The 20,130-nt window shown below is 71.5% G+C and carries 16 protein-coding genes and 1 pseudogene; 9 read left to right on the top strand and 8 right to left on the bottom strand.

Features of this window, described 5'->3' with window-relative positions:
* Window positions 1–235: 235 nt before the first annotated feature.
* The 4 genes from IEY91_RS21940 to IEY91_RS21925 form a co-directional block, all read right to left on the bottom strand.
* Window positions 236–1,084: an NmrA family NAD(P)-binding protein gene (locus IEY91_RS21940; protein ID WP_189175355.1), complete on the bottom strand. Its 849-nt coding sequence runs from the start codon at window positions 1,082–1,084 to the stop codon at window positions 236–238.
* An 8-nt stretch (window positions 1,085–1,092) separates the two neighbouring features.
* Window positions 1,093–1,302, bottom strand: a complete 210-nt coding sequence (locus IEY91_RS21935) for a hypothetical protein (RefSeq protein ID WP_189175354.1) — start codon at window positions 1,300–1,302, stop codon at window positions 1,093–1,095.
* Window positions 1,303–1,443: 141 nt separating this feature from the next.
* Window positions 1,444–1,872: a nuclear transport factor 2 family protein gene (locus IEY91_RS21930; protein ID WP_189175353.1), complete on the bottom strand. Its 429-nt coding sequence runs from the start codon at window positions 1,870–1,872 to the stop codon at window positions 1,444–1,446.
* A gap of 115 nt (window positions 1,873–1,987) precedes the next feature.
* On the bottom strand, window positions 1,988–3,439 hold the full coding sequence (locus tag IEY91_RS21925) for an amidase (protein WP_189175352.1): 1,452 nt from the start codon (window positions 3,437–3,439) through the stop codon (window positions 1,988–1,990).
* Between the two features lie 127 nt (window positions 3,440–3,566).
* Between IEY91_RS21925 and IEY91_RS21920 the strand changes: the two genes are divergently transcribed.
* The 3 genes from IEY91_RS21920 to IEY91_RS21910 all read left to right on the top strand — a co-directional run bounded on the left by IEY91_RS21920 (window position 3,567) and on the right by IEY91_RS21910 (window position 5,996).
* Window positions 3,567–4,160 carry a TetR/AcrR family transcriptional regulator gene (locus tag IEY91_RS21920; RefSeq protein ID WP_189175351.1) on the top strand — a complete coding sequence of 198 codons (594 nt, stop codon included), beginning with the start codon at window positions 3,567–3,569 and terminating at the stop codon, window positions 4,158–4,160.
* 146 nt (window positions 4,161–4,306) lie between these two features.
* Window positions 4,307–5,239, top strand: a complete 933-nt coding sequence (locus IEY91_RS21915) for an alpha/beta hydrolase (protein WP_189175350.1) — start codon at window positions 4,307–4,309, stop codon at window positions 5,237–5,239.
* A 37-nt stretch (window positions 5,240–5,276) separates the two neighbouring features.
* Window positions 5,277–5,996, top strand: coding sequence for a helix-turn-helix transcriptional regulator (locus IEY91_RS21910; protein WP_189175349.1), 720 nt, complete (start codon window positions 5,277–5,279; stop codon window positions 5,994–5,996).
* Here IEY91_RS21910 and IEY91_RS21905 read toward each other — a convergent pair.
* Window positions 5,980–6,981, bottom strand: a complete 1,002-nt coding sequence (locus IEY91_RS21905; protein ID WP_189175348.1) for a LysR family transcriptional regulator — start codon at window positions 6,979–6,981, stop codon at window positions 5,980–5,982. The genes IEY91_RS21910 and IEY91_RS21905 overlap by 17 nt on opposite strands.
* A gap of 85 nt (window positions 6,982–7,066) precedes the next feature.
* Between IEY91_RS21905 and IEY91_RS21900 the strand changes: the two genes are divergently transcribed.
* Entirely contained in the window at window positions 7,067–7,876 is an 810-nt protein-coding gene (locus IEY91_RS21900; protein ID WP_189175347.1) for an SDR family NAD(P)-dependent oxidoreductase, read from the top strand.
* Window positions 7,877–7,950: 74 nt separating this feature from the next.
* On the opposite strand, the gene IEY91_RS21895 is transcribed toward IEY91_RS21900, so the two are convergent.
* The gene (locus IEY91_RS21895) at window positions 7,951–8,379 is read right to left on the bottom strand and encodes an NUDIX domain-containing protein (protein ID WP_189175346.1); all 429 of its coding nucleotides are present in this window, start codon (window positions 8,377–8,379) and stop codon (window positions 7,951–7,953) included.
* Window positions 8,380–8,437: 58 nt separating this feature from the next.
* Between IEY91_RS21895 and IEY91_RS21890 the strand changes: the two genes are divergently transcribed.
* Entirely contained in the window at window positions 8,438–8,641 is a 204-nt protein-coding gene (locus IEY91_RS21890) for a cold-shock protein (RefSeq protein ID WP_164327899.1), read from the top strand.
* Between the two features lie 229 nt (window positions 8,642–8,870).
* On the opposite strand, the gene IEY91_RS21885 is transcribed toward IEY91_RS21890, so the two are convergent.
* Window positions 8,871–9,533 carry a lysophospholipid acyltransferase family protein gene (locus IEY91_RS21885; RefSeq protein ID WP_189175345.1) on the bottom strand — a complete coding sequence of 221 codons (663 nt, stop codon included), beginning with the start codon at window positions 9,531–9,533 and terminating at the stop codon, window positions 8,871–8,873.
* Between the two features lie 286 nt (window positions 9,534–9,819).
* On the opposite strand from IEY91_RS21885, the pseudogene IEY91_RS21880 reads away from it, so the two are divergent.
* A pseudogene (locus tag IEY91_RS21880) lies at window positions 9,820–10,519 on the top strand (MerR family transcriptional regulator).
* A gap of 1,117 nt (window positions 10,520–11,636) precedes the next feature.
* Here IEY91_RS21880 and IEY91_RS21875 read toward each other — a convergent pair.
* Window positions 11,637–14,396 carry an acyl-CoA dehydrogenase family protein gene (locus IEY91_RS21875; RefSeq protein ID WP_189175344.1) on the bottom strand — a complete coding sequence of 920 codons (2,760 nt, stop codon included), beginning with the start codon at window positions 14,394–14,396 and terminating at the stop codon, window positions 11,637–11,639.
* 862 nt (window positions 14,397–15,258) lie between these two features.
* Here IEY91_RS21875 and IEY91_RS21870 point away from each other — a divergent pair.
* From IEY91_RS21870 to IEY91_RS21860, 3 genes are all read left to right on the top strand, one after another.
* Window positions 15,259–15,945 carry a ScbR family autoregulator-binding transcription factor gene (locus IEY91_RS21870; protein WP_164316836.1) on the top strand — a complete coding sequence of 229 codons (687 nt, stop codon included), beginning with the start codon at window positions 15,259–15,261 and terminating at the stop codon, window positions 15,943–15,945.
* A gap of 539 nt (window positions 15,946–16,484) precedes the next feature.
* Entirely contained in the window at window positions 16,485–17,723 is a 1,239-nt protein-coding gene (locus tag IEY91_RS21865; protein WP_189175343.1) for a cytochrome P450 family protein, read from the top strand.
* Between the two features lie 452 nt (window positions 17,724–18,175).
* The gene (locus IEY91_RS21860) at window positions 18,176–19,135 is read left to right on the top strand and encodes an AfsR/SARP family transcriptional regulator (RefSeq protein WP_189175342.1); all 960 of its coding nucleotides are present in this window, start codon (window positions 18,176–18,178) and stop codon (window positions 19,133–19,135) included.
* The last annotated feature ends 995 nt before the right edge of the window (window positions 19,136–20,130 follow it).

The following is a 20,130-nucleotide window of genomic DNA, read 5'->3' as shown; positions in this document are numbered from 1 at the left end:
GCACCAGGCTGGCCACGGCGATGGGTGGTGAAGTACACGGGCTGTCGCTGGCCAAGACGGGGAGCCAGCCAGGCTCACCCTCCCTGCGGCCACAGCGACGCTGTCTCTCACCGGGAGCGAGCCTGTGCGCATCCTCGACAGCAGCGGGAACGGCGCGGTGCGGCACACATTTCATGCCACGCTCGCGGGCCTGCGGACCTCAGAGACCGTGGATCGTCATGGAACATGAGCTGCTTCATGCCACCTCCCTCTCCGCGAAGGCGCGGAACGTGCCCGGCGGGCGACCGGTGACGCGCTGGACGGTGTCCGATGTGCGGTCCTCCGCGCCCTCGGCGATCGCGCGGTCCAAGTCGGCCAGCATGGTGGCGAATTGCAGCGGGATCTCGGCCGCCCAGCGGTCGCGCAGCTGCTCGAACGTCAGCTGCCGGTGCACCACGGGACGGCCGCTGACCTCGGTGATGATCGCGGCGACGTCGCCGTAACTCAGCGCTTGCGGTCCGGTGAGGATCAGGTCGGTATTCGGGGCCTGTGGGTCGGTCAGGGCGCGTACGGCGACGGCGGCGATGTCGTCCGCGTCGACGAAGCCGACGCGGCCGTCGCCCGAGGCCGTCAGGATGGCGCCCTCCTCAACGATGCTGCGCGCATGCGGGGTTGAGCCGGTGAAGTTCTGCATGAACCAGGAAGGCCGCAGCACCGCCCACTCCTCGAACAGTCCGGGCAGTTCCTGGTGGACCTGGCCCACCGCCGGACCGCCCGCGGGGATCGCCGAGGAGCTGAGCAGCACCGCGCGGCGCACGCCTGCCGCGCGGGCCTGGCGGAGGAAGGGCAGCATGGCCGAGGCCGGGTCGGAGGAGCCGATGGGCGGGACGAGGTAGACGCGGTCGACGCCGTCCAACGCCCCGGCCCAGGAGGCGGGTTCGTTCCAGTCGAAGCGGACGCCCTCGGCGCCCGCCACGGGGGAGGCGCGCCGGCTGGCGGCCTTCACGCGGTGGCCCCCGGCGATGAGCCCGGCGGCGACGCGACCGCCGGTGGTGCCGGTGGCCCCGATGGCCAAGGTGACACTCGGCGCATCGATCGTGCTCATCGTGCTCATCAGTTCGCACCCACGAAGTCGGCGCCGGGCTGCTGCACGCCGAGCGGGTTCCCATAGTCGCGGTAGGAGGTCATGTGGCCCTGGGGCGCGAAGGGGAACTCCAGGACGCCGTCCGCGTCCCACAGGTCCACCCAGCCGGGGACGTCCTTCTCCAAAGGCAATCGCAGTCCGTGGCGGTACAGCTCAGCGGCTGTCATGGGCACTGTCATGATCAAGGTTTCCGTTCTGCTCGGGCGGGGTGCGGCCACTCGTCCCCGCGTTCGCGAGGGGCACCCGATCAAAAAGCGGACCGACAGTCCGCATGAGTGGGATCATATGGACTGCCGGTCCGCTTAGCAAGCCCCGGGCGTCTACGCACCCAGGGCGTCGCCGAAGATCATGCGGTGTCCGCGGGCTGTGTCCGCGTACTCGCGGACCCGATGGATCAGGCCGTTCCGGAGCTTGAAGACAAAGCAGTAATCGTTGGCGTAGTGGCGGCCGTCGGCCAGAGTCGCCGTCATCGTTTCCTCCACGATCACGCGCTCTCCGTCGGCGTGGAACCCGTGGAACGTGACCGTGACATCACGTACGAACAAGCGGGAGAAGTCCACGGACAGGAAGCGCACGATCGCCGCCCTGCCGACGATGTGGCTCGGGCCCTCCAGCGCGACGGCCGTGGCGTTCCCCGCGGGCGCGAGCCACTCGGCGTCCTCGGTGAAGACCGCGGCGATCCGATCGGCGTCATGACTGGCGAACGCCCTCCAGGCGTTCTGGACGATGGTGCGGCTGTCGTTGCGCATGCCGCGACCCTAGGCAGGGGCGGCCGGGGAGGGCTGGCAGTCTTCCGCCATCACCGTCGCTCGGTGCTTCATCCGCGTCCGTGTCCGTGGACTCCCGGTTCTCCAGAGGCACTTCTCAGTGGTTCGTACGGTTCCTCGCCCACACCGTGGGGGTCCGGTCCGACCAAGGGCTTGCCTCTTCGAGTTGGCCCGCGAGGCGGAAGAGGAGGCCTTCGAGCCCGTAACCGGCGGCGAACTGCATGCCGATCGGCAGCCCCGTCTCGGTGTCTGCCGTCAGGGGCACGGACATGGCCGGTGTGCCCGCCACATTGAACGCCATGGTGAACGGCGAGCGGTCGTTGAGGCGGTCGATCCAGCCGAGACCGTCCAGCGCCTCCGCGCCCTCGCCGTAGGTGCCCAAGGAGATGGGAAGCTCCGGCAGGGTCGGGGTGAGCAGGATGTCGTACGCGTCGAAGTACCGTGCCAGGCTTCGAGCGACCCGGTTGCGGATCGCGAACGCGCTGACGAACTCGGCGCCACTGACCCGCTGCCCGTAGTGGTAGCTGGCAAGGGTCACCGGTTCGAGGGTCGAGGAGTCGATGGGCCGGCCGAAGGCGGCAGCGAGCCCGTCGATCGTGGCCGTGAGATTCACCGTCATCAGACGGGCGTTGGCCAGGACGAACTCCTCCCAGTCGACCCCGAGGTCAACTTTGACTTCCTCGACCCGGTGGCCGAGGGATTCGAGCAGACGCACGGTACGAGAGAGGGCGTCGGCCACGGGCGCGGTGGTGCGGCGGCCGCCCCACGCGCGGGTGAGGACACCGATCCGCAGTGAGCCGGGGTGGCGGGTGACTTCCTCCGCGTAGGGCCGGGGCGGCTGTGGGGCGAAGTAGGGGTCACCCGCTTCCGGTCCGCTGATCTCGTCGAGCAGTGCCGCGCTGTCGCGCACCGTGCGGCTGACGCTCGCCTGCACGGCCAGGCCGCTGAATATCTCGTCGGCGTCGGGGCCCATGGAGACCCGGCCGCGGGAGGGCTTCAACCCGAACAGGCCGTTGTACGCGGCGGGGATGCGCAGCGACCCGGCGGCGTCGGTGGCGTGTGCGATCGGGACCACCCCGGCGGCGACGGCCGCGCCCGCGCCCCCGCTGGATCCGCCCGCGCTCCGCTCCAGGTCCCACGGGTTGCGGGTCGCGCCGTACAGCGCCGGCTCCGTCGCGATGCTGTACGCCAACTCCGGTGTCGATGTACGCCCGAACGTCACGAGGCCCGCACGACGAAAGCGTCGCATCAGGGCGGAATCTGCGGCGGCGACGTTGCCGGCCGCGAGACGGCTGCCCAGCTCCAGTCGCCTCCCGGCCATGGAGACTCCGAGGTCCTTGATGAGGAACGGGACCCCGGCCAGGGGCGCGCTGCCGGGCTCGGGCTCGTCGTCGGCGGGCCATGTCTCCACGATCGCGTTGATCTGCGGATTGACCGCCCGCGCGGCCTCCCGTGCGGCTGCCTGCACTTCGGCGGGGGTCACCTCGCCCTTGGCCACCAGCTCCGCGAGGCCGACCGCGTCGAAGCGTACGTACTCGGTAACTCTCACTGTCACTCCCAGCAGGAAGAACGATACCGTCGAGTCCCTGACGATACCTAACGGTATCGTCCGAGACGGACTGGTACCGTAGCAGGGGCTGAGAGCTTCACAACCGACCGGACGTCACGGAGCAGTCATGGCATCGACCGCCAGAAGGCCGAGCAGGGTGGCGAAGCTGCCGCCTCGTGAGCGCATCCTCGACGCGGCGGAAGAGCTCTTCCAGAGCGAGGGGATCCGGCGGGTGGGCGTCCAGGCGATCGCAGACAAAGCCGAGACCACCAAGATGGCGATCTACCGGCACTTCGAGACCAAGGACGCGCTGGTCGCGGAGTGGCTGCGCATCGTCGCCGTCGACTACCAGGCGGCCTTCGACCGGGTCGAGGCCGAACACCCCGGCCGGCCTCGGGAACAGATCCTGGGCCTGGCCCGCTTCATCGCCGAGGGACTGCCCGCGATCTCGCACCGGGGCTGCCCGTTCATCAACTCCCTTGCCGAGCTGCCCGACCGCTCACATCCCGCACGACAGGTGATCGAGGAACACAAGGCCCATCAGACCCGCAGGCTGGTCGCCATGTGCGCCGAGGCCGGGCTGCCCGACCCCGAACAGGCCGCAGCCGAGATCACCTTCGTACTCGAAGGCGCACAGGTCAGCACGCAGAACGGAAGCATTGATCAGGTGGGGGATCGACTGATGAGGATCGTCGAGGCGGTCATTGAAAGAGGCCGTTGAAGGGGGCCGTTGAGGAGGGCTGCTGGGCGGCATTGACCGGCGCCGTGCCCTCCTCGGTGCCCCCAGGGCGACCGACCGCCGAGTGACGCGGTTCACAAGGAAAGGGTGACAGGGTGTTGTCGCGGGCGGGTGCGACCGTCGACGGCATGACGATCACCGATGAGGACTGCCTCCCCGAAACCCTGGCGTTCAACGAGCAGTTCGAGGCTGCCGCCGCGAACCGTCCAGCGCGTGGGCAGGCACCGAGCGCAGCCAGGCTGGCGCTCCTGCGACGCAACCGGCTCGGCGGCGACACGCCGCCGGTGAGGCTGCCGCACGGCCAGGACCGCGTCGTCGAGGACGGGGTGAGGGTGCGGGTGTTCGTGCCGGACCACGTCGACGGCGTGTACCTGCACTTCCACGGGGGCGGCTGGGCGTTCGGGTCCGCCGACGGACAGGACGCGCGGCTCTGGCGGCTCGCCGAACAGGCACGACTGGCCGTGGTGAGCGTGGACTACCGCCTCGCGCCGGAACACCCGTTTCCCGCCGGGCCCGACGACTGCGCGGCGGCCGCTCGATGGCTGGTGAAACACGCTGTCGCCGAGTTCGGCACCGAACGGCTGTTGATCGGCGGCGAATCGGCCGGTGCCCACCTCAGCGTCGTGACGATGCTGCGCCTGCGCGACCGGCACGGCAGCACCGGCGCGTTCCGGGCCGCCCACCTGCTCTTCGGCCCCTACGACCTGTCGATGACACCGAGCCAGCGGAGGTTCGGCCCCCGGCACCCGCTGAGCAACACCGAAACGATCCGCGGCAGTTATGAGATGTTCACGCCGAGGATGGGGGAGGAGCAGCGGCGTAACCCGGAGGTCTCGCCCCTGTTCGCGGACCTGTCCGGACTGCCGCCCGCCCGGATCGTCGTCGGCACCGAGGATCCGCTCCTCGACGACTCTCTGTTCCTGGCCGCCCGGTGGCAGGCGGCGGGCGCGCCCGTGCAACTCGGCGTCGTCGCGGGCGCGATGCACGGCTTCACCTTGTTCCCCCTGACCATCACCGAGCGGGAACAGCAGCGCGAGCGAGACTTCCTGGCGTCGGCATGACACTTCCGGGCCTCCGCGTGAAGGTAGCGTCGACGGCATGAATCGCACCGCCCGGTTGTACGCGCTGGTGGAGGAGTTGCGCGCGGCGGCGCCGCGACCGCGGACGGTCGCGGCGCTCGCCACGCGGTTCGAGGTCAGCACGCGCACGATGCAGCGTGACTTGCAGACACTGATGGAGACCGGCGTCCCGGTGCGCTCCCTCCCCGGGCGAGGCGGCGGCTGGTCGATCGACCCGGAGGCGACCCTGCCCCCGATCCACCTCACCCCCGACGAAGCCTCGGCCCTGACCGCCGCGCTCGCCGCTGCCGACACCTCAACCCCCTACGCCGACGCGGCCCGCACGGCGGCGCAGAAGATCGTGGCCTCGATGGCAGGTCCTGCCTCGGCGGCGGCCCGACAACTCGCCGCACAGATCGTCAGCCTGCCAGCGCACGGCGACTCCGCGATCCGTACGGCGGTCGAGCAGGCCCTCGCCGACGACCTGGTGCTGCGGCTGTCGTACACCGACGCGGCAGGACACGAAAGCAACCGCGTCGTGGAACCGGCCGGACTGCTCACCGCCGGCGGCCGCTGGTACCTCATCGCCTGGTGCCGAACGCGCCGGGCCGGGCGGGGCTTCCGCGTTGACCGGATCGCGGCGGCGGCTCCGACCGGCGAACGGGCGCGACTCCGTGACCTGAGCGAGCTGCTCGTTGGCTCGGCCGGGGCCGACGCCGTACCGCCCGCTGCGCTGGCCGCACTCACACCCCCATCGTGAAATTCCGAGCAGGGCTGTACGTCGGACCGCCGGCGGAGCGTACGCCATGAGGGCCACCCGCCTTTGAGGGCTCTCGTAGCAGCGCGACCGCGTTGCTGAGGAGGCCGGTGAGGTCGTCGGCGACGGGATGCAGGGACCGGGGTCGGGTCACCGCGAGTACCTCGCGTTGCGGGTGGTCGGCCGTGGGGACGCCCCCGATCCGGGTGAGCGGCTGGGCCGGGTCGTGCCAACCACCGGCGACCGAGGCCGGTACGAAGCCGACGGCCAGGCCTTGGGCGATCAGCGCGAGCGCTGTGTGGTAGTCGTCCGTCTCGTAGCGGACGGCCGGGTTGACGCCGGTGCGGTGGGCCCAGCGTCGCAGCAGGCGGCGATCGGGGGTGCCGGGATGTCCGGCGGCCCAGTCGGCGTCGAGGCACTCGCCGAAGGCGGCGGGGCCGTTGCCCTGGGCGGTCATCAGCCACAGCGGTTCATGTCCGAGACTGCGGACGCGCAGGTCGTCGTCGGCGGTGGGTGGGTCCTCCTGGAGGTAGCGGTAGGCGAGCAGCAGGTCGATCTCGCCGGTACGCAGCGCGCGCAGGCCGTGCAGGGGCTCTGTCTCCGTTACGTGCAGCGCGAGTGGGGGATGGGCTTCGCGGAGCGCGGCCAGGGCGGTGGGAAGCAGTCGGCCGGCGGCCGTGGCGTAGACGCCGATCCGTAGCTCAGGCGCCCCGGCCTGGGCGATGTCGTCGGCCGTGCGCCGGAAGTCGGCCAGCGCGGCGAGGACGTGGGTGGCCTGGTCGGCCAAGGTGCGGCAGGCGGCGGTCGGGGTGACGCCACCGCCCGGGCGACGCGACAGCAGCTCCACCCCGACCTGCCGCTCCAGCCGGGCGATGTGCTGCGAGACCGCCGACGGAACGTACCCCAACGCGGCCGCCGCACCACTCATCGACCCGTGCCGCACCACGGCGAGCAGGGTCGTCAGGAGCCGAGGATCGAGACCGTCCATGACATTCGACCATTCATGATTCGTGAAAACTCACTTCGTCAATCATCGCTTTCCATGATGCCCTCAGCCGGGTGAGGCTGAGCCCATGGACAACAGCGGCATCAACTCAGAGCAGGACGTACGCAGGCCCGTGGCCGTGGTGACGGGCGTGGCGCAGGGGATAGGCCGGAACGTGGCCGAAGTCCTGGCCGCCGAGGGCTACGCGCTGGTCCTGGCCGACATCAAGGAGCCGACCGAGACCCTGGCCGCGGTGCGGGACGCGGGCGCGGAGGCGGTCGCGACGGTCGGTGACATCACCTCCGAGAGCCATGTCGCCCGCCTCGTCGAGCAGACGCAGGAGCGCTTCGGCCGCGTCGACGTCCTGGTGAACAACGCGGGCGTCTCGTTGCTCTCCGCGGCCGAGGACACCACCGCCGAGCAGTGGCGCCGAGTCCTGGAGGTCAACCTGACCGGCCCGTTCTTCCTCTGCCGGGCCTTCGGCCGACTGATGCTGGAGGCGGGCGGCGGCTCGATCGTCAACGTCGCCTCGATCGCGGGCCTCCACGGTGTCGCCGACCGGGCTGCGTACAACGCCAGCAAGCATGGGCTGATCGGCCTGACCCGGACCCTTGCCGCGGAGTGGGGCGGCCGGGGCGTGCGGGTCAACGCGGTGTGCCCGGGCTGGGTGAAGACCGAGATGGACGCCGCGGACCAGGCGTCCGGCGGGTACGCCGACTCCGACATCGTCGAACGGGTGCCGATGGCGCGGTTCGCCGCACCCGGGGACATCGCTCAGGCCACCGCTTTCTTGGCGGACGCTGCCCGCAGTGGGTTCATCAACGGGGCTGCGCTGCCTGTCGACGGAGGATGGACTGCCGACGCCAGTTGGACTTCGCTGCGGTTGCGTAAGCGGTGAGAACCCATTGCTGAACCTCGGTGTAGGTGACCCTCTCTGTGTCCAGCAGAACCTTGAGCGCTTGCGGGTCCTTCTTAATCTCCAGAACCCCGGGCGGTGTGCTCCAGGCCGTCTCCCAGCCAGAGGGCGCACTGTTTCATGCGGAGACGATCGTCGGCGAACCACCCTTGCCAGGGCTCATCCAGACGATGCCAGGCAGCCGGCTGGCCGCTTTCAGGCTTCAGCTGCGCCCGTTGGTCGACGACTGCCAGGTAGGAAATGCCTGCGGTGGCCGACCGGGTGGGGTGATACGAGCGCACGGTGGCGGCAGCCGGGGTCACGAGGAGTTCTGCCTGCACCCCGGTCTCCTCGAACAATTCCCGGCGAGCGGCCTCGCGTGGTGTTTCGCCGGGATCGACTTGGCCACTCGGCGCCACCCATCCACGCCATGGGTGATTTACCAGCAGAACATTGGTCAGGGTGAGGTCGAAGGTCCACACCTCGGCTGCGAGGGGGCCTTCCATGGTTCTCGGGGCTGGTCAGGCGAGCCGGAATCTGTTGTACGTCAGGGAGGACACGAAAGTGGCGCAGGGATCAGTGAAGTGGTTCAACGGTGAGAAGGGCTTCGGTTTCATCGAGCAGGATGGCGGTGGACCGGACGTCTTCGTGCATTACTCGGAGATTCAAGGCGACGGGTACAAGTCTTTGGACGAGGGCCAGCGAGTGGAGTTCGAGATCGGCCAGGGGCAGAAGGGGCCGCAAGCCCAGCAGGTTCGCGCTATCTAGCGTGCGACTCATGTCAGATGCGGCGGCGGGCGAGGGGGGCGGCCACCTGATGCCTGATGCGGAGCCCCGGCTGGACCAGCTTTCCTGTCGCCCTCATATTCGCCCTCGTATTCGCGCACGTTCCGACGCGCGGGCCACCGGGAGGAGTTGTCGTGTGCGCTAATCCTTGGAGTGGTTGACGCACCTGAAGCGGAATGGGCGGCCCGCCCGCAGTCCCGGGGGCGTTGATCTAAGCGGCCAGTGCGGCGGGTTCTCCGAGCCGTGCGGCGGCCGTTCGCCAGGCGGTCGTGACCGCGGTGCGGGCCCGCACCGTCCGGGCGGGTCCATCGCCTGTCAGCTCAAGTGGTCTGCCCACGTGCACGTGGACTTCCGGACGGCGCAGCGGTGCGGTGAAGAGCCCCGCGATTTGCTTGGTCACGCTCCCCGATGTGATCCGGCGGGCGCCTGCCTGGCCCACGGGGATGATCGGAGCGCCGGTTCTGTGGGCGAGCCGGGACAAGCCACTCCGGAAGTTGCCGGGCGCTGATTCTGCGACGTCCGTCCGGTGCGGAAGACCGCCCTCGGCGTAGATCAGGACCAGATGCCCCCGCTGCAGCGCCTCGGCGGCACCGTCCAGGGCGTCCGCTGCGCGGCGGCCGCGGCGATGGACGGGGACATGACCTTCGTGGGCGAGTGCACGGCCGAGTATGGGGACGCGCCACAGCCCGGCAGCCGCCATGACGACGGGACGGGCTCCCAGACGATGCAGCGCGGCGAGCACGATGGCGGGGTCGGCGAGCGATGTGTGGTTCGCGGCAAGGATGCTGCCGGGCGCGAGTTCGGCGCCCGCGTCGGTGGTGACGGTGAGGCGGCCGACGGTGGGCACCAGAACATCAGCGAGGCGGCTGAGCATGGTCGGTCTCCCGAGCTGGACAACGTTGATCTTCATCGTCGGCCGTGGACCGCACCCAGGGCATGAGTAGTCGCACCCATGTTTCTCGAGGCGGTACTCAGGCGCTCAGGAGTGGACCGCGGCGGTGCGTGGGCCATGGGCCGTGATGACGGATTTCGTGCCTGTACGCCCTGAAGGGGGACTGCCGGGTGGGCCTGCGTAGGGCTCATGGTTGACCTTCACCTTGGGGGAGCCCGCAGCATCGGTGGGGCCGGGCGATGTGCTCGGTATGAGGAGGGGAGCGAGTATGGGGTTGCTGACGATCGGGACGTTCGCGAAGGCGTCCCGGCTGTCGCCGAAGGCGCTGCGTCTGTACGACGAACTCGGCCTGCTGACCCCCGCTTGCGTGGACCCGGTGACCGGCTACCGCCTCTACGCACCGGAGCAACTGGACCAGGCCCGGCTCGTCGCCTGGCTCCGGCGCCTGGGGATGCCGCTGGTTCGTATCCGGCACGTCTGCACGCTGGAGGCGGGCCCGGCGGCCCAGGAGATCCGTGCGTTCTGGGCGCAGGTCGAAGCCGACACCGCTGCACGGCGGGACCTGGCCACCTTCCTCATCGACCGCCTGTCCGGGAAGGAACCCGCCATGTCCGCGACCGCAAAGCCCCTGGGAATCCGCTATGCCGCTCTGTCCGATACGGGTCTGGTCCGCGCGAGCAACCAGGACATCGCCTATGCCGGCAGCGGTCGCTGCTGGTACGGCCCTGGGCCAAGGAGCCGATGCCACCCCTGACATGCGCCTCCACGACGCCCAATACGAAGACCGATACCTGCTCTGCTCCGACGGCCTGTCGACCGTCGTGTCGACCGACGAAGTCCGCCGAGTGCTCTCCGAGATCGCGGAGCCCGAGCAGGCGGTCCGCGAGCTCATCGCCCTGGCCAACGCGTCCGGCGGCCCCGACAACATCAGCTGCGTGGTCGCCGACGCCGTGGAGCTTCAGCGGTAGGGGCGAGCAGCATGCACGGCGACTTGCGCGCCAGGTGGATTTCGGGGGACCGGTGCTTGAGGTGGAGCATGCCGCTCGCCATTCGGCGACTTCATGGTCCGCGTCGCCGGAATCGCCCACCATACCCGCCACGCCTCTGAGGCCATCGGCTTCCTCAGGACGGGGACACGTAGCTGTGGTCGCCCAGGGCCCGGTGCATGAGCTTGAGGACCATGGCGATCACGTACTACTCGTTGATGTGGTTGTTGCCACTGGTGTGCCCGGTATGGGGTGGGGTGGTTTCCCCGGCCTTTGGCCGGGTTGCGGTGGGGGCTGGGGAAACGTGGTGAGGCGGCAGCGGGGGTGGTATGGCCGGGTGTTCCGGTTTGGTGTGTGCTGCTGTGTGCCTGGTGTGGCGCGGTGCCTCTGTGGTTGTGCGGGGGTTGGTGCTTTTGAGTGTGTCCGGGGCGGGTTGAGGTCTGCTTGGTTTCCGCTCGAAGGCCGGCGTGCCGTGCCGTGTGGCGGTGGGTAGTTGCACGGGGGCTGATCCGTGGCGAGCGAGCTTGTCCGTGACGCCGTCTGGCGTATCGACCGTCGTCCCGACGGGAGTCGTGCTCCCGGGGGTCCTCTGTTGGAGGGCTTGGAGGATGAGCTCGAACTCATCGCTTGCGGGCGGGTCGTGGCCATTGTCCTGGCCTTGGGCGGCTGGAGCCGTCCTTGCCTCAGCGCGGTCTTGCTGCGGGGTGCCGAGCCCGGTTGCGTCGTGGTGGCCGTGGGTGCGGAAGACCATGGTCGGCTCGTCGCTGCTTTTCGTGCTTTGCGTGTGCTTGCCCAGTTCTTACTCACAGACCTCGTCCGAGGGCCAGGCGGACGGCGCACCTTGAGAGTCGGGCGGTTGCTCCCGGTGTGGGGTGGCGGGGGCTTTCGGGCCGCGCGCGGAGCTTGCCGGGGTGTTGGGTGGTCCTGTTGGCTCCCTCATTCATCCGCTGCCGTCCGGGGCTTGTGGCCGTCGCCCGTCCGCCGTTCGTCGCCTGCTGCCTGCTGCCTTTCGCCTGCTGCTGCCTGTCGCCGCCGTTGCCCGTTCGCCGCCCGCCGTCGTGCCGTGCTGGGCTGCTGCTGTCGGCTGGTGGGTGGGTGGTTATGGGTGTGTGAGGGGGTTGTGGGTGAGGTAGGGGTGGGGGAGGTTGAAGGCGTGGGTGAGGGTTTGCATGTGGGGTTGGAGGGTTTGGATGGTGTGGTTGTGGGTGGTGGGGAGGGTGTGGATGTGGTGGGGGGTGAGGTGGCCTAGGGCGAGGAGGTCGCCGGTGTGGGGGGTGAGTTGGGTGAGGAGGTAGAGGTGGGCGAGGTGGGTGAGGAGTGTTTTGGTGGGTTGGTGGGTGGTGTGGGTGAGGGTGGTGAGGAAGGCGTGGGCTGTTTGGCGTTGGGCGTGGGCGGTGATCATGTTGAGGGCGTGGGGGGCGGCGTGGTTCCAGCGGGCGAGGGGGTTGTGGGTGGGTCCTTGGCGGAGGGCGGTGCGGGCGCGGGTGTGCCAGAGGGTTTCGGTGTGGGTGAGGAGGGTGTAGAGGAAGTTGAGGTCGGTGAGGGAGTGTTGGGCCGGGTCTGTGTCGGCTGGGTTTGTGTCGGCTGGGTGGGGGCGGGTGGGGGGGCCGGGGTTGGCGGGTTGGTTTGTTTCGTAGTTGTTGGGGTGGTTGGGGTGGTTGGGGTGGTGGGGTTGGTTTGGGTGGGGTGTGGGGCGTGGTGGGGGTGTGGGGGTGGGGTGGTTGAGGATCATTTCGGCGGCGGCTTTGGTCCAGATGACGAGGTTGTCGCCTTCGGCGGTGATGCCGCCTTCGATGTTGTGGGTGAGGTCGGTGATGCCGTTGTGGGGGAAGAGGCCTTGGGCGCCGCAGCGTTCGCGGGATTCGGTGGTGATGTCGCGGGCTTGCCAGGTGATCCAGCCTTTGGTGATGGCGATGAGGCGTTCGGTTTCGGTGCGGTTGTGGGGGGTGTGGTTTTTCCATTGGGCAAGGACGTTGCGGTGGAGGAAGGTGAGGGCGTAGGCGGTGGCGATTTTTTCCAGGAGGCGGCCGTGGTGGGTGCGGTGGTGTGCGAGGGGGATGCGCTGGCCGCGGCGGGGGCCGCTGGTGTGGCGGGTGTGGGCGTGGGCGGTGGCGATGGCCAGGGCGGCGCGGGCCATGCCCAGGCAGCCGGCGCTCATGCAGAGTTTGCCGGTGGTGACGCGGTTGATGGAGTGCAGGAAGCGTTTGCGGGGGTTGCCGAGGGTGCTGGTGAGGGTGCCTTCGGGGGTGAGGCGGCCGTGGTCGGCTTCGAGGAGGGCGGTGCGGGGCAGGGGGACGTTCTCGAAGGTGGTCAGGCAGTGGTCGACGGCGGGGCCGTTGCTGGCGGGCAGGGGGCGGACGGTGATGCCGGGGAGGTGGCCGTGGCTGTCGCTGAGGGGAGTGAGGAAGAGGAAGATGCCGTGGTCTTTTCCGCCGGCGATGAGGCGGGCGGCCACGACGCCGGTTTTGGGGCCGCCGGTTGTGCTGGTGTTGGGCATGAATTTCGCGGCGCCGGGGGTGGGGGTGTTCAGGATGAAGCCGCCGGTTTCGGGGTCGTGGTGGGCGGTGGTCTTCAGGGCGGCGGCGTCGTTGCCGTGGTCGAGTTCGGTGCACAGGAAGGTGCCGGTGGAGCGCAGGGCGGTGTAGTCGCTCAGGTCGCGGGGTGTGTCGGGGTCCTGGTGGTCGATCAGGCTGCCCAAAAACAGGTTGTAGTGGATGCTGGTCAGGGTGCACAGGCCGCCGTCGATGAAGCCGGTCCATTCGTGCAGGGCGGCCAGCCGGCCCGGGTCGCGGGCCAGTTGGGCGGGGTCGGCCACCTGGTTGACCAGGCGCAGCCTGCGGTAGGACAGCGCGGTGCGCTCGGCGTGGGAGAGGTCGGGCACGTAGCGGAATTCCGGGCGGGAGATCAGGGCCCGCCACCGGGCGTGCCCGTCGCCCTCGCTGCCCGCCTCCCCGCCCTCGCCGTCCGCACGGTCGCTGTCGCTGTCGGGTGCGGCGGCGGTGCCGGCGGTGCGGGCGCTGGTGCTGGTGAAGAGCAGGGCCGACAGTTCCCCGGCCACGTCCGCCCTCGCGTCCGCCCCGCCCGGCGGCACCTGCCCGTCCTGCCCGGCCTCGCGGGTTTCTTCGGCTGAGGTCGGCAGGGTCTTGCCGTCCGCGCCGGGCGGTGGGGCCTGCGCGGGGGTCCCGGCTTCTGCGGGCGGTGGGGCCTGCCTGGTCTGGCCGGCTGTCAGAGTCTGCGTCTGCTGGGCGGTTTTGGCCTGCAGGAACGTTCCCGCATTTCCGGCCGGCAGGGTTTCCCCGCCCGCCCGCGGCAGCAGGGTCGGGGCGGCGGTCCCGGCCGCCCCGGCCGCCCCGGCGGCCGTGGCGGCCGTGGGGGCCGTGGGGGCCGTGGCGGCTCTGGCCGCGGTGGCCGGCGGGCCTGTTGCGGTGTCGCCGGACAGTGAGGTCTGCCGGTTTTCCCCGGGCGGCGGGGTCTTGCTGTGCGTTCCGGACCGCGGGGCCTGCCCGACTGCCGTCGGTGCCAGGGCCGTTGCGGCTTCCCCGTCCGGCAGGGTTTGCGCGGTGGCCGGGGCCGGCAGGGCTGTGCCGGTTTCCCCGTCCGCCGGGGCCTGTGCGGTGTCCGCGTGCGGCGGGGTCTTGGCGCCTGCTCCGGCCGTCCGGGGCTGGGCGGCTGTGCCGGCGGGTGGGGTCTGGCCTGCGGTCTCGGGCCGTGGTGCCTTGCCGGCCCTGCCCGCCTGCCCGCTCTTGCCGGCCTTGTCGGTGTGGCCGGGGGGCGGGTTTCCGGGCAGGGGGTGGGGCGAGCAGTTCCTGGGTTTCCCGGGACGCTGATCGGTGTCCTTGTGGAGCGTCAGCAGGGTCATGGAACCTCTCCGCGAAGTCATCGGGCTGATGGTTGACGGGAGTTCAGGCCCATAAAGATACGGACCCACCGGTTTTTTGCAAGGGATGTGAGACGGCCCCTGCCCGCCCGCCGCACCCCGCCCGCACCGGACCCGGCCCGTCCGCAACCCGCCCCCCCCGCGGGCCCGCACCCCGCCCCTCCACAGGCCCGCAACCCACCCCTCGCAGGCCCGCGCCCCGTCCGGTGCGCGACCGGTGCGGGGCGGGGTCGTGCGGCGTCCTCGGGGGCCTGCCGCACCCCCGTCCGCCCCGGGTCCGGGGCCCGCGTTCTCCCCTGGGCCCGGGCCCTGTTCCGGCCCGGCGCCGGGCCTGGTTCTTGCGCGGCCCGGGCTCCGTTTTCCCCGGTCCTCGCAAGAACCAGGCCCGGCTTTCGCGGAGGTGGGGCGGCCTCGCGGCCTGTGTGCCGGGCCCCGGATGCGCGGGCGGCGGCAGGCGTTTGAGGGCTGTTCGGGGGCGTGCGGGGACCGGGCGGACGCGCCCGTCCCCGCGCCTGTCCCTGTCCGGTCCAGGTCGGTTCGGCGCCCGGTCCAGGCCGTGCCGGGGGCGTGCGGGAGGCCGGGGGCGGGGGACGGGTGGGGCGCCCGGGAATGCCCGGGGGATGTCCGGGGGAGGGTGAGGGGATGTCCGGGGGGCGCCGGACGGGGTGTCCGGGAATGCCGCGGGGGATGCCGGGGGCGGGTGGGGGATGGGTGGGGTGCACTGTTGAAAAACCGGCTGCCTGGTTCTATTTTGGGCGGTGTGTGATGTGTTCCCGTGCTGGTCCGTCCGCGGTGCGGGGCATCCGTCATGGTCCGGACGTGACGGGGGGTACGGAGGTGAACGGTGGCGCGCCAAGAACGTGCGACGCGCACGCGGCAGGCAATCCTGGTCGCGGCGGGTGAGGTGTTCGACGAGGTCGGATACGAGGCGGCGACGATTTCGGAGATCCTGAAGCGCTCCGGGGTGACCAAGGGGGCGCTGTATTTCCACTTCTCCTCCAAGGAGGAGCTGGCGCAGAATGTGCTGGGGGAGCAGGTCCGTGCTCTGCCGGAGGTGCCGGAGCGGGATCTGGTGCTGCAGAAGTCCCTGGATGAGTCGCTGCTGCTGGCGTATCTGCTGCAGCGCGAGGGAGGGGATGCGATCGTGCGGGGCTCGGTGCGCCTGACGGTGGATCAGGGGGCTCCGGCGGACCGCCTGGACCGGCTGTCGCCGATGCAGGGCTGGGTGGAGCGCAATGTGTCGATGCTGGAGAAGGCGAAGGCGGCCGGTGAGCTGCTGCCGCACGTCGATCTGGCCGCGGCCGCGCGGCTGCTGGTGGGCGCCTTCACCGGGGTGCAGGTTTTGTCGAACATCATGACCGGCCGCAGCGACATGCCCGAGCGGGTCATCGACCTCTACCGGCACCTGCTGCCCTCCATCGCCGTTCCCGGGGTCCTGGTCCAGCTGGACTTCCGCCCCGAACGCGGCGCACAGGTGTATGCCGCGGCCATGGAACTGCGCGGCGGGGGAGAGTACGCGGCCACCGACTAGCGCGCCCGCACCGCTTCTTCCCGGCCCCGCCGCTCCCGCAGGCCTGCCGGTCCCGCCACCGGGCGGGACCCGCAGGCCTGCGGGCGTGCCAGGAGCCCCGCCGTCCGCCCCCCCGCACCGGGCCCGGCAGTCCGGCCCCCGCACCGCACCACCGGCCCGCCCCCCTGGGGGAGGGGCGGGGTGTGTTCCCCCTGCTTTGTCGTGTGTACGCAGGTGCGCGGGCGCGCGAGGCGGCCCGGCCGACCGGAGGGAGTGCAGGCATGACAACGACACCAACACCAGCACCAACGACAGCGATTGCGGCTGCGGCAGGGACACCCGCACCGGCGCCGGTGCCTACGACTGCGGCACGTACACCGACGCCGCCCCCAGCACCTACGCCAGCGCCAGGGACGGGAGCAGCAGCGCAGGCGGCATCAGCTCCGGCACCGGCTGCGGCAGAGAAGGCAGCGCCGACGCCAGTACCAGCGCCGACGCCGGCGGCAGGGGCGGGGACTGCGAAGGCTGCGGCGGCTGCGGGTGTGGGGGTGTGTCCGTATGTGCTGGATGTGCGGGGGCGGGATCAGGCGGGTGAGGCTGCGGTGCTGCGCGGGCGCGGGGCGGCGGTGCGGGTTCAGCTGCCGGGCAAGGTGATGGCCTGGGCGGTGGTGCGGCAGAAATATGTCAGGCAGCTGCTGCTGGACGGGCGGGTGTCCAAGGACGCGCGCCGGCACTGGCCGGCGTTCGCGGCCGGGGAGATCACCCGGCAGTGGCCGCTGTATCCGTGGGTGGCGCTGGAGAACATGCTCACCACCTATGGCGAGCGCCGCGCCCGGCTGCGCCGGCTGGTGCAGGGCGCGTTCACCGCGCGCCGTATCGAGGCCCTGCGCCCGGGGATCGAGCAGGAGTGCGCCCGTCTCGTCGAGGCCCTGGCCGCCCGCCCGGCGGGTGACGTGGTGGACCTGCGGGCGCACTTCGCCCAGCTGCTGCCCATCAGGGCGATCTGCCGGCTGATCGGGGTCGGCGAGGACGCCGAGGAGGTGCTGTGCGCGGCGATGGATGTCGGCTTCAGCAGCGCGGCGACGGCCGCGCAGATGAACGAGGCGATGGCGCAGGTCACCGGCGTCCTGACCGCCCTGGTGGCCGGCAAACGGGCCGCCCCGGGCGACGACCTGACCTCCGCGCTGCTGAACGCCCGCGACCGGGGCGAGACGCTGAGCGAGGCCGAACTCCTGGACACCCTGCAGCTGCTGCTCGCCGCCGGCCTGGAGACACTGACCACCTTCATCACCAACGCGATCGCCGCGCTGCTGCTGCACCCCGCACAGCTTGAGCACGTGCGGTCCGGGCGCGCGGGCTGGCAGGAGGTGTTCGCCGAGACCCTGCGCACCCGCGGCCCGGCCGCGTTCATGCCGCTGCGCTACGCGGTCGATGACATCGTCCTGGATGAGGGCACCGTCATCAAAAAGGGCGAGGCCGTCATCATCTCCTTCGCGGCCGCCTGCCTGGACCCGCAGGCGTACGGAAAGGACGCGGGCGTCTTCGACGTGATGGGCACCGGTGTCCGGGACAACCTCGGCTTCGGGCACGGCGCCCACTACTGCCTGGGCGCACCGATGGCCCGCCTGGAGACCACCATCGCCCTGGACGCCCTCTTCACACGCTTCCCCCGCATGACACTGGCCGTGCCCGCGGACGAGCTGCGGCCCGTGGAGTCCTTCATCGTCAACGGCTACCACCGCCTCCCGGTCCACCTCCACCCGCCCGCCCCCCGACCCGCCCCCCGACCCGGGCCCTGACCCGGGCCCGCCCCCTGACCCGGGGAAAAGCCCCCGGCAGAACACGGCGGGACACGGCAGAACACGGCGGGACAGGGCGGGAAACACCCGGAAAAACAGCGCGGGAGGTCTCCTTTAGCCGGGCCCGGCGGCGTACGCGGCCATCCCGCCGGGCCGGCTCCCATCGCCCCGCCCGGCGGCCTCCCGCACGGCCCGCCACACCCCCGCCGCCTGACAACACTCCCATGGTCAGGCCCATTTGAGCGTCCCGGACAGGCGCGGGAGGCAGCGGTCCCGGCACCCCGGAGGCGGTGCGCCGGACAGGCGCGCGGGCGGGTGCGGGGGCGTGAAGGCGGACACGGAGAGCGAATTGACAAACCGAGCGCCCTGTTTTTCAATCGCAAGAGTGACCGGGGGACCGACCCCGGGGACGGCGCCCCGCGCGCGGCATCACCACGGACAGGGGAGACGGCGTGGACATCGATGTTCTGGGTGCACTTCAGGTGCGCGTACACGGGATCTCCATCACGCCCACGGCCCCCAAGCCCCGCCAGGTCCTGGCCCTGCTGGCCCTGCACGCCGACCAGGTGGTGCCCGTGGGCTCCCTCATCGGCGAACTGTGGGCCGACAGCCCCCCGCGCAGCGCCCGCACCACCCTGCAGACCTACGTCCTGCAGCTGCGCGAACGCATCGCCCGCGCCCTGGCCCACGACAGCACCGCCCCCGACGCGCCCGCCCCCGGCGGTACGGCGCAGAGCGGCGCGGCGCAGAGCGGTGCGGCGCGGGATGCGGCACAACACCGGTTAACGGGCGGCCAGTTGGCGCACCGCGGCGCACAGCCGCACGGTGCCGCGGTGCGCTGTGCGAAGGAGGTGCTGGTGACGACGCCGAATGGTTACCGGCTGTGTGCGGGGGGCGGGCGCAGTGATGTGCGGGAGTTCGAGCGTCTGGCGGGTAGCGGCTACCGGGCGATGGACGCGGGTGACTTCGCCGGTGCGGCGCGGCAGTTGGGCCAGGCGCTGGGGCTGTTCTCGGGGGCGGTGCTGGCCGATGTGCGGGCGGGGGTGCTGCTGGAGATGGAGGTCCGGCGTCTGGAGGAGAGCCGGCTGTGCGCGCTGGACCAGCGGATCGAGGCGGATCTGAGGCTGGGGCGCCACCGTGAACTGCTGGCGGAGCTCACGGTGTTGGTGAGCCGTTACCGTACGCATGAGAGTCTGCACGGGCAGTTCATGCTGGCCCTGCACCGCTCCGGACGCCGCGGCGAGGCACTGGAGGTCTACCAGCGCCTGCGGTCAACGCTGGTCAAGGACCTGGGCCTGGAGCCGTCGGCGGGGCTGCGGCGCCTGCAGCACTCCATCCTCACCACCGGACCGGACACCCGGCTTCCGGCCCCCCGCCCCGGCGGCGACACCCCTCTGGTCCCCGCGGGCTGACCCTCCCCGCACCCCGGCGGCCCCCGCCCTTCCCCGGCGTGCCCCGGCCCTCTTGCACGGCTTCGGCGCGCGTTCGCCCAACGGCCGTTCCCCGCCCGGCGGATGTGTGCCCGCCTGCCGCCGGACACCCCCGGCGGCAGGCGTACGGAAGGCCCGCCCCCGCCCTCGGATCCGCCCCGCCCCGACCGGGCCTCAGCCCCGCTCCGGTTCTGCTCCCGGGCGCCCGCCCACTGCCGCCGGAGTGCCCCCTTCCTGCCGTGCGGCCAGGGGTGTTCCGGCAGGTTCCGGCCATCCCCGCAAGCCCGCCGCGCCATCACTGCAAGCCCGCCGCACCCCCCTGCGGGGCGCGCCGGCGGACCACCCCGACAGCCCCCGCGTACGCGGTGAACTCCCCACCCCGCGACCGCCGTCCGCAAGCCCGCACCCCCAGCCCTGCCCGCCCATCGCGACCACCCCTCCCGGGGCGTGCGCGAGCAGCCCCGCGCCGAACACCGCGACCCGCACACCCCGCGACCGCACCCACCCCGCCCCACCGCGGCACCACCCCGCCCCACTGCCCTGCTGCCGCGCCACCCCACCGCCCCGCGCCACCCCACCGCCGCGCACCGTCGCGCCGGGCAGCCCCGCCGCGCCGCTCCACCCCACCGCCGCACTGCGCCACCGCGCCGCCCCACCCCACCGCAGCACCGTGTCACCGGGCCACCGCACCGTGCCGGCCACGCAACCCGGCAGCCCCCTCGCCGGGCGAACCCCCAGCTCACAGAAGGCAGTTCAGACCGCACCCGCCCTCCCGCCGAGGCCCCCGGTACTCCCGCCCCGCCCCCGGCGACCACCCCTCCCGCCCCGGCCCGCCCCGCCCCGCACCCGCCGCCCTCACCACCCGGCCGCAGTCCGGGCCGGACACCCGCCACCCCACCCACGCCGTGACCACCACCCCACCCGCCCCCCGTCCGCACCCCACCCGCCACCCCGGGGCCACACCGCGCCCGCCACCC

Origin of the sequence: Streptomyces lasiicapitis (assembly GCF_014646335.1) — a bacterium.
GTDB classification, from domain to species: Bacteria; Actinomycetota; Actinomycetes; order Streptomycetales; family Streptomycetaceae; genus Streptomyces; species Streptomyces lasiicapitis.
The sequence above is the reverse complement of the archived record's forward strand: the minus strand, read 5'-3'. Positions and strand labels throughout refer to the sequence as shown.

Coding starts and splice junctions, on each gene's coding strand:
- IEY91_RS21930 (WP_189175353.1), bottom strand. CDS start 1,872: ATGCGCAACGACAGCCGCACCATCGTCCAGAACGCCTGGAGGGCGTTC.
- IEY91_RS21920 (WP_189175351.1), top strand. CDS start 3,567: ATGGCATCGACCGCCAGAAGGCCGAGCAGGGTGGCGAAGCTGCCGCCT.
- IEY91_RS21905 (WP_189175348.1), bottom strand. CDS start 6,981: ATGGACGGTCTCGATCCTCGGCTCCTGACGACCCTGCTCGCCGTGGTG.
- IEY91_RS21910 (WP_189175349.1), top strand. CDS start 5,277: ATGAATCGCACCGCCCGGTTGTACGCGCTGGTGGAGGAGTTGCGCGCG.
- IEY91_RS21885 (WP_189175345.1), bottom strand. CDS start 9,533: ATGCTCAGCCGCCTCGCTGATGTTCTGGTGCCCACCGTCGGCCGCCTC.
- IEY91_RS21900 (WP_189175347.1), top strand. CDS start 7,067: ATGGACAACAGCGGCATCAACTCAGAGCAGGACGTACGCAGGCCCGTG.
- IEY91_RS21935 (WP_189175354.1), bottom strand. CDS start 1,302: ATGACAGTGCCCATGACAGCCGCTGAGCTGTACCGCCACGGACTGCGA.
- IEY91_RS21875 (WP_189175344.1), bottom strand. CDS start 14,396: ATGACCCTGCTGACGCTCCACAAGGACACCGATCAGCGTCCCGGGAAA.
- IEY91_RS21940 (WP_189175355.1), bottom strand. CDS start 1,084: ATGAGCACGATCGATGCGCCGAGTGTCACCTTGGCCATCGGGGCCACC.
- IEY91_RS21895 (WP_189175346.1), bottom strand. CDS start 8,379: ATGGAAGGCCCCCTCGCAGCCGAGGTGTGGACCTTCGACCTCACCCTG.
- IEY91_RS21915 (WP_189175350.1), top strand. CDS start 4,307: ATGACGATCACCGATGAGGACTGCCTCCCCGAAACCCTGGCGTTCAAC.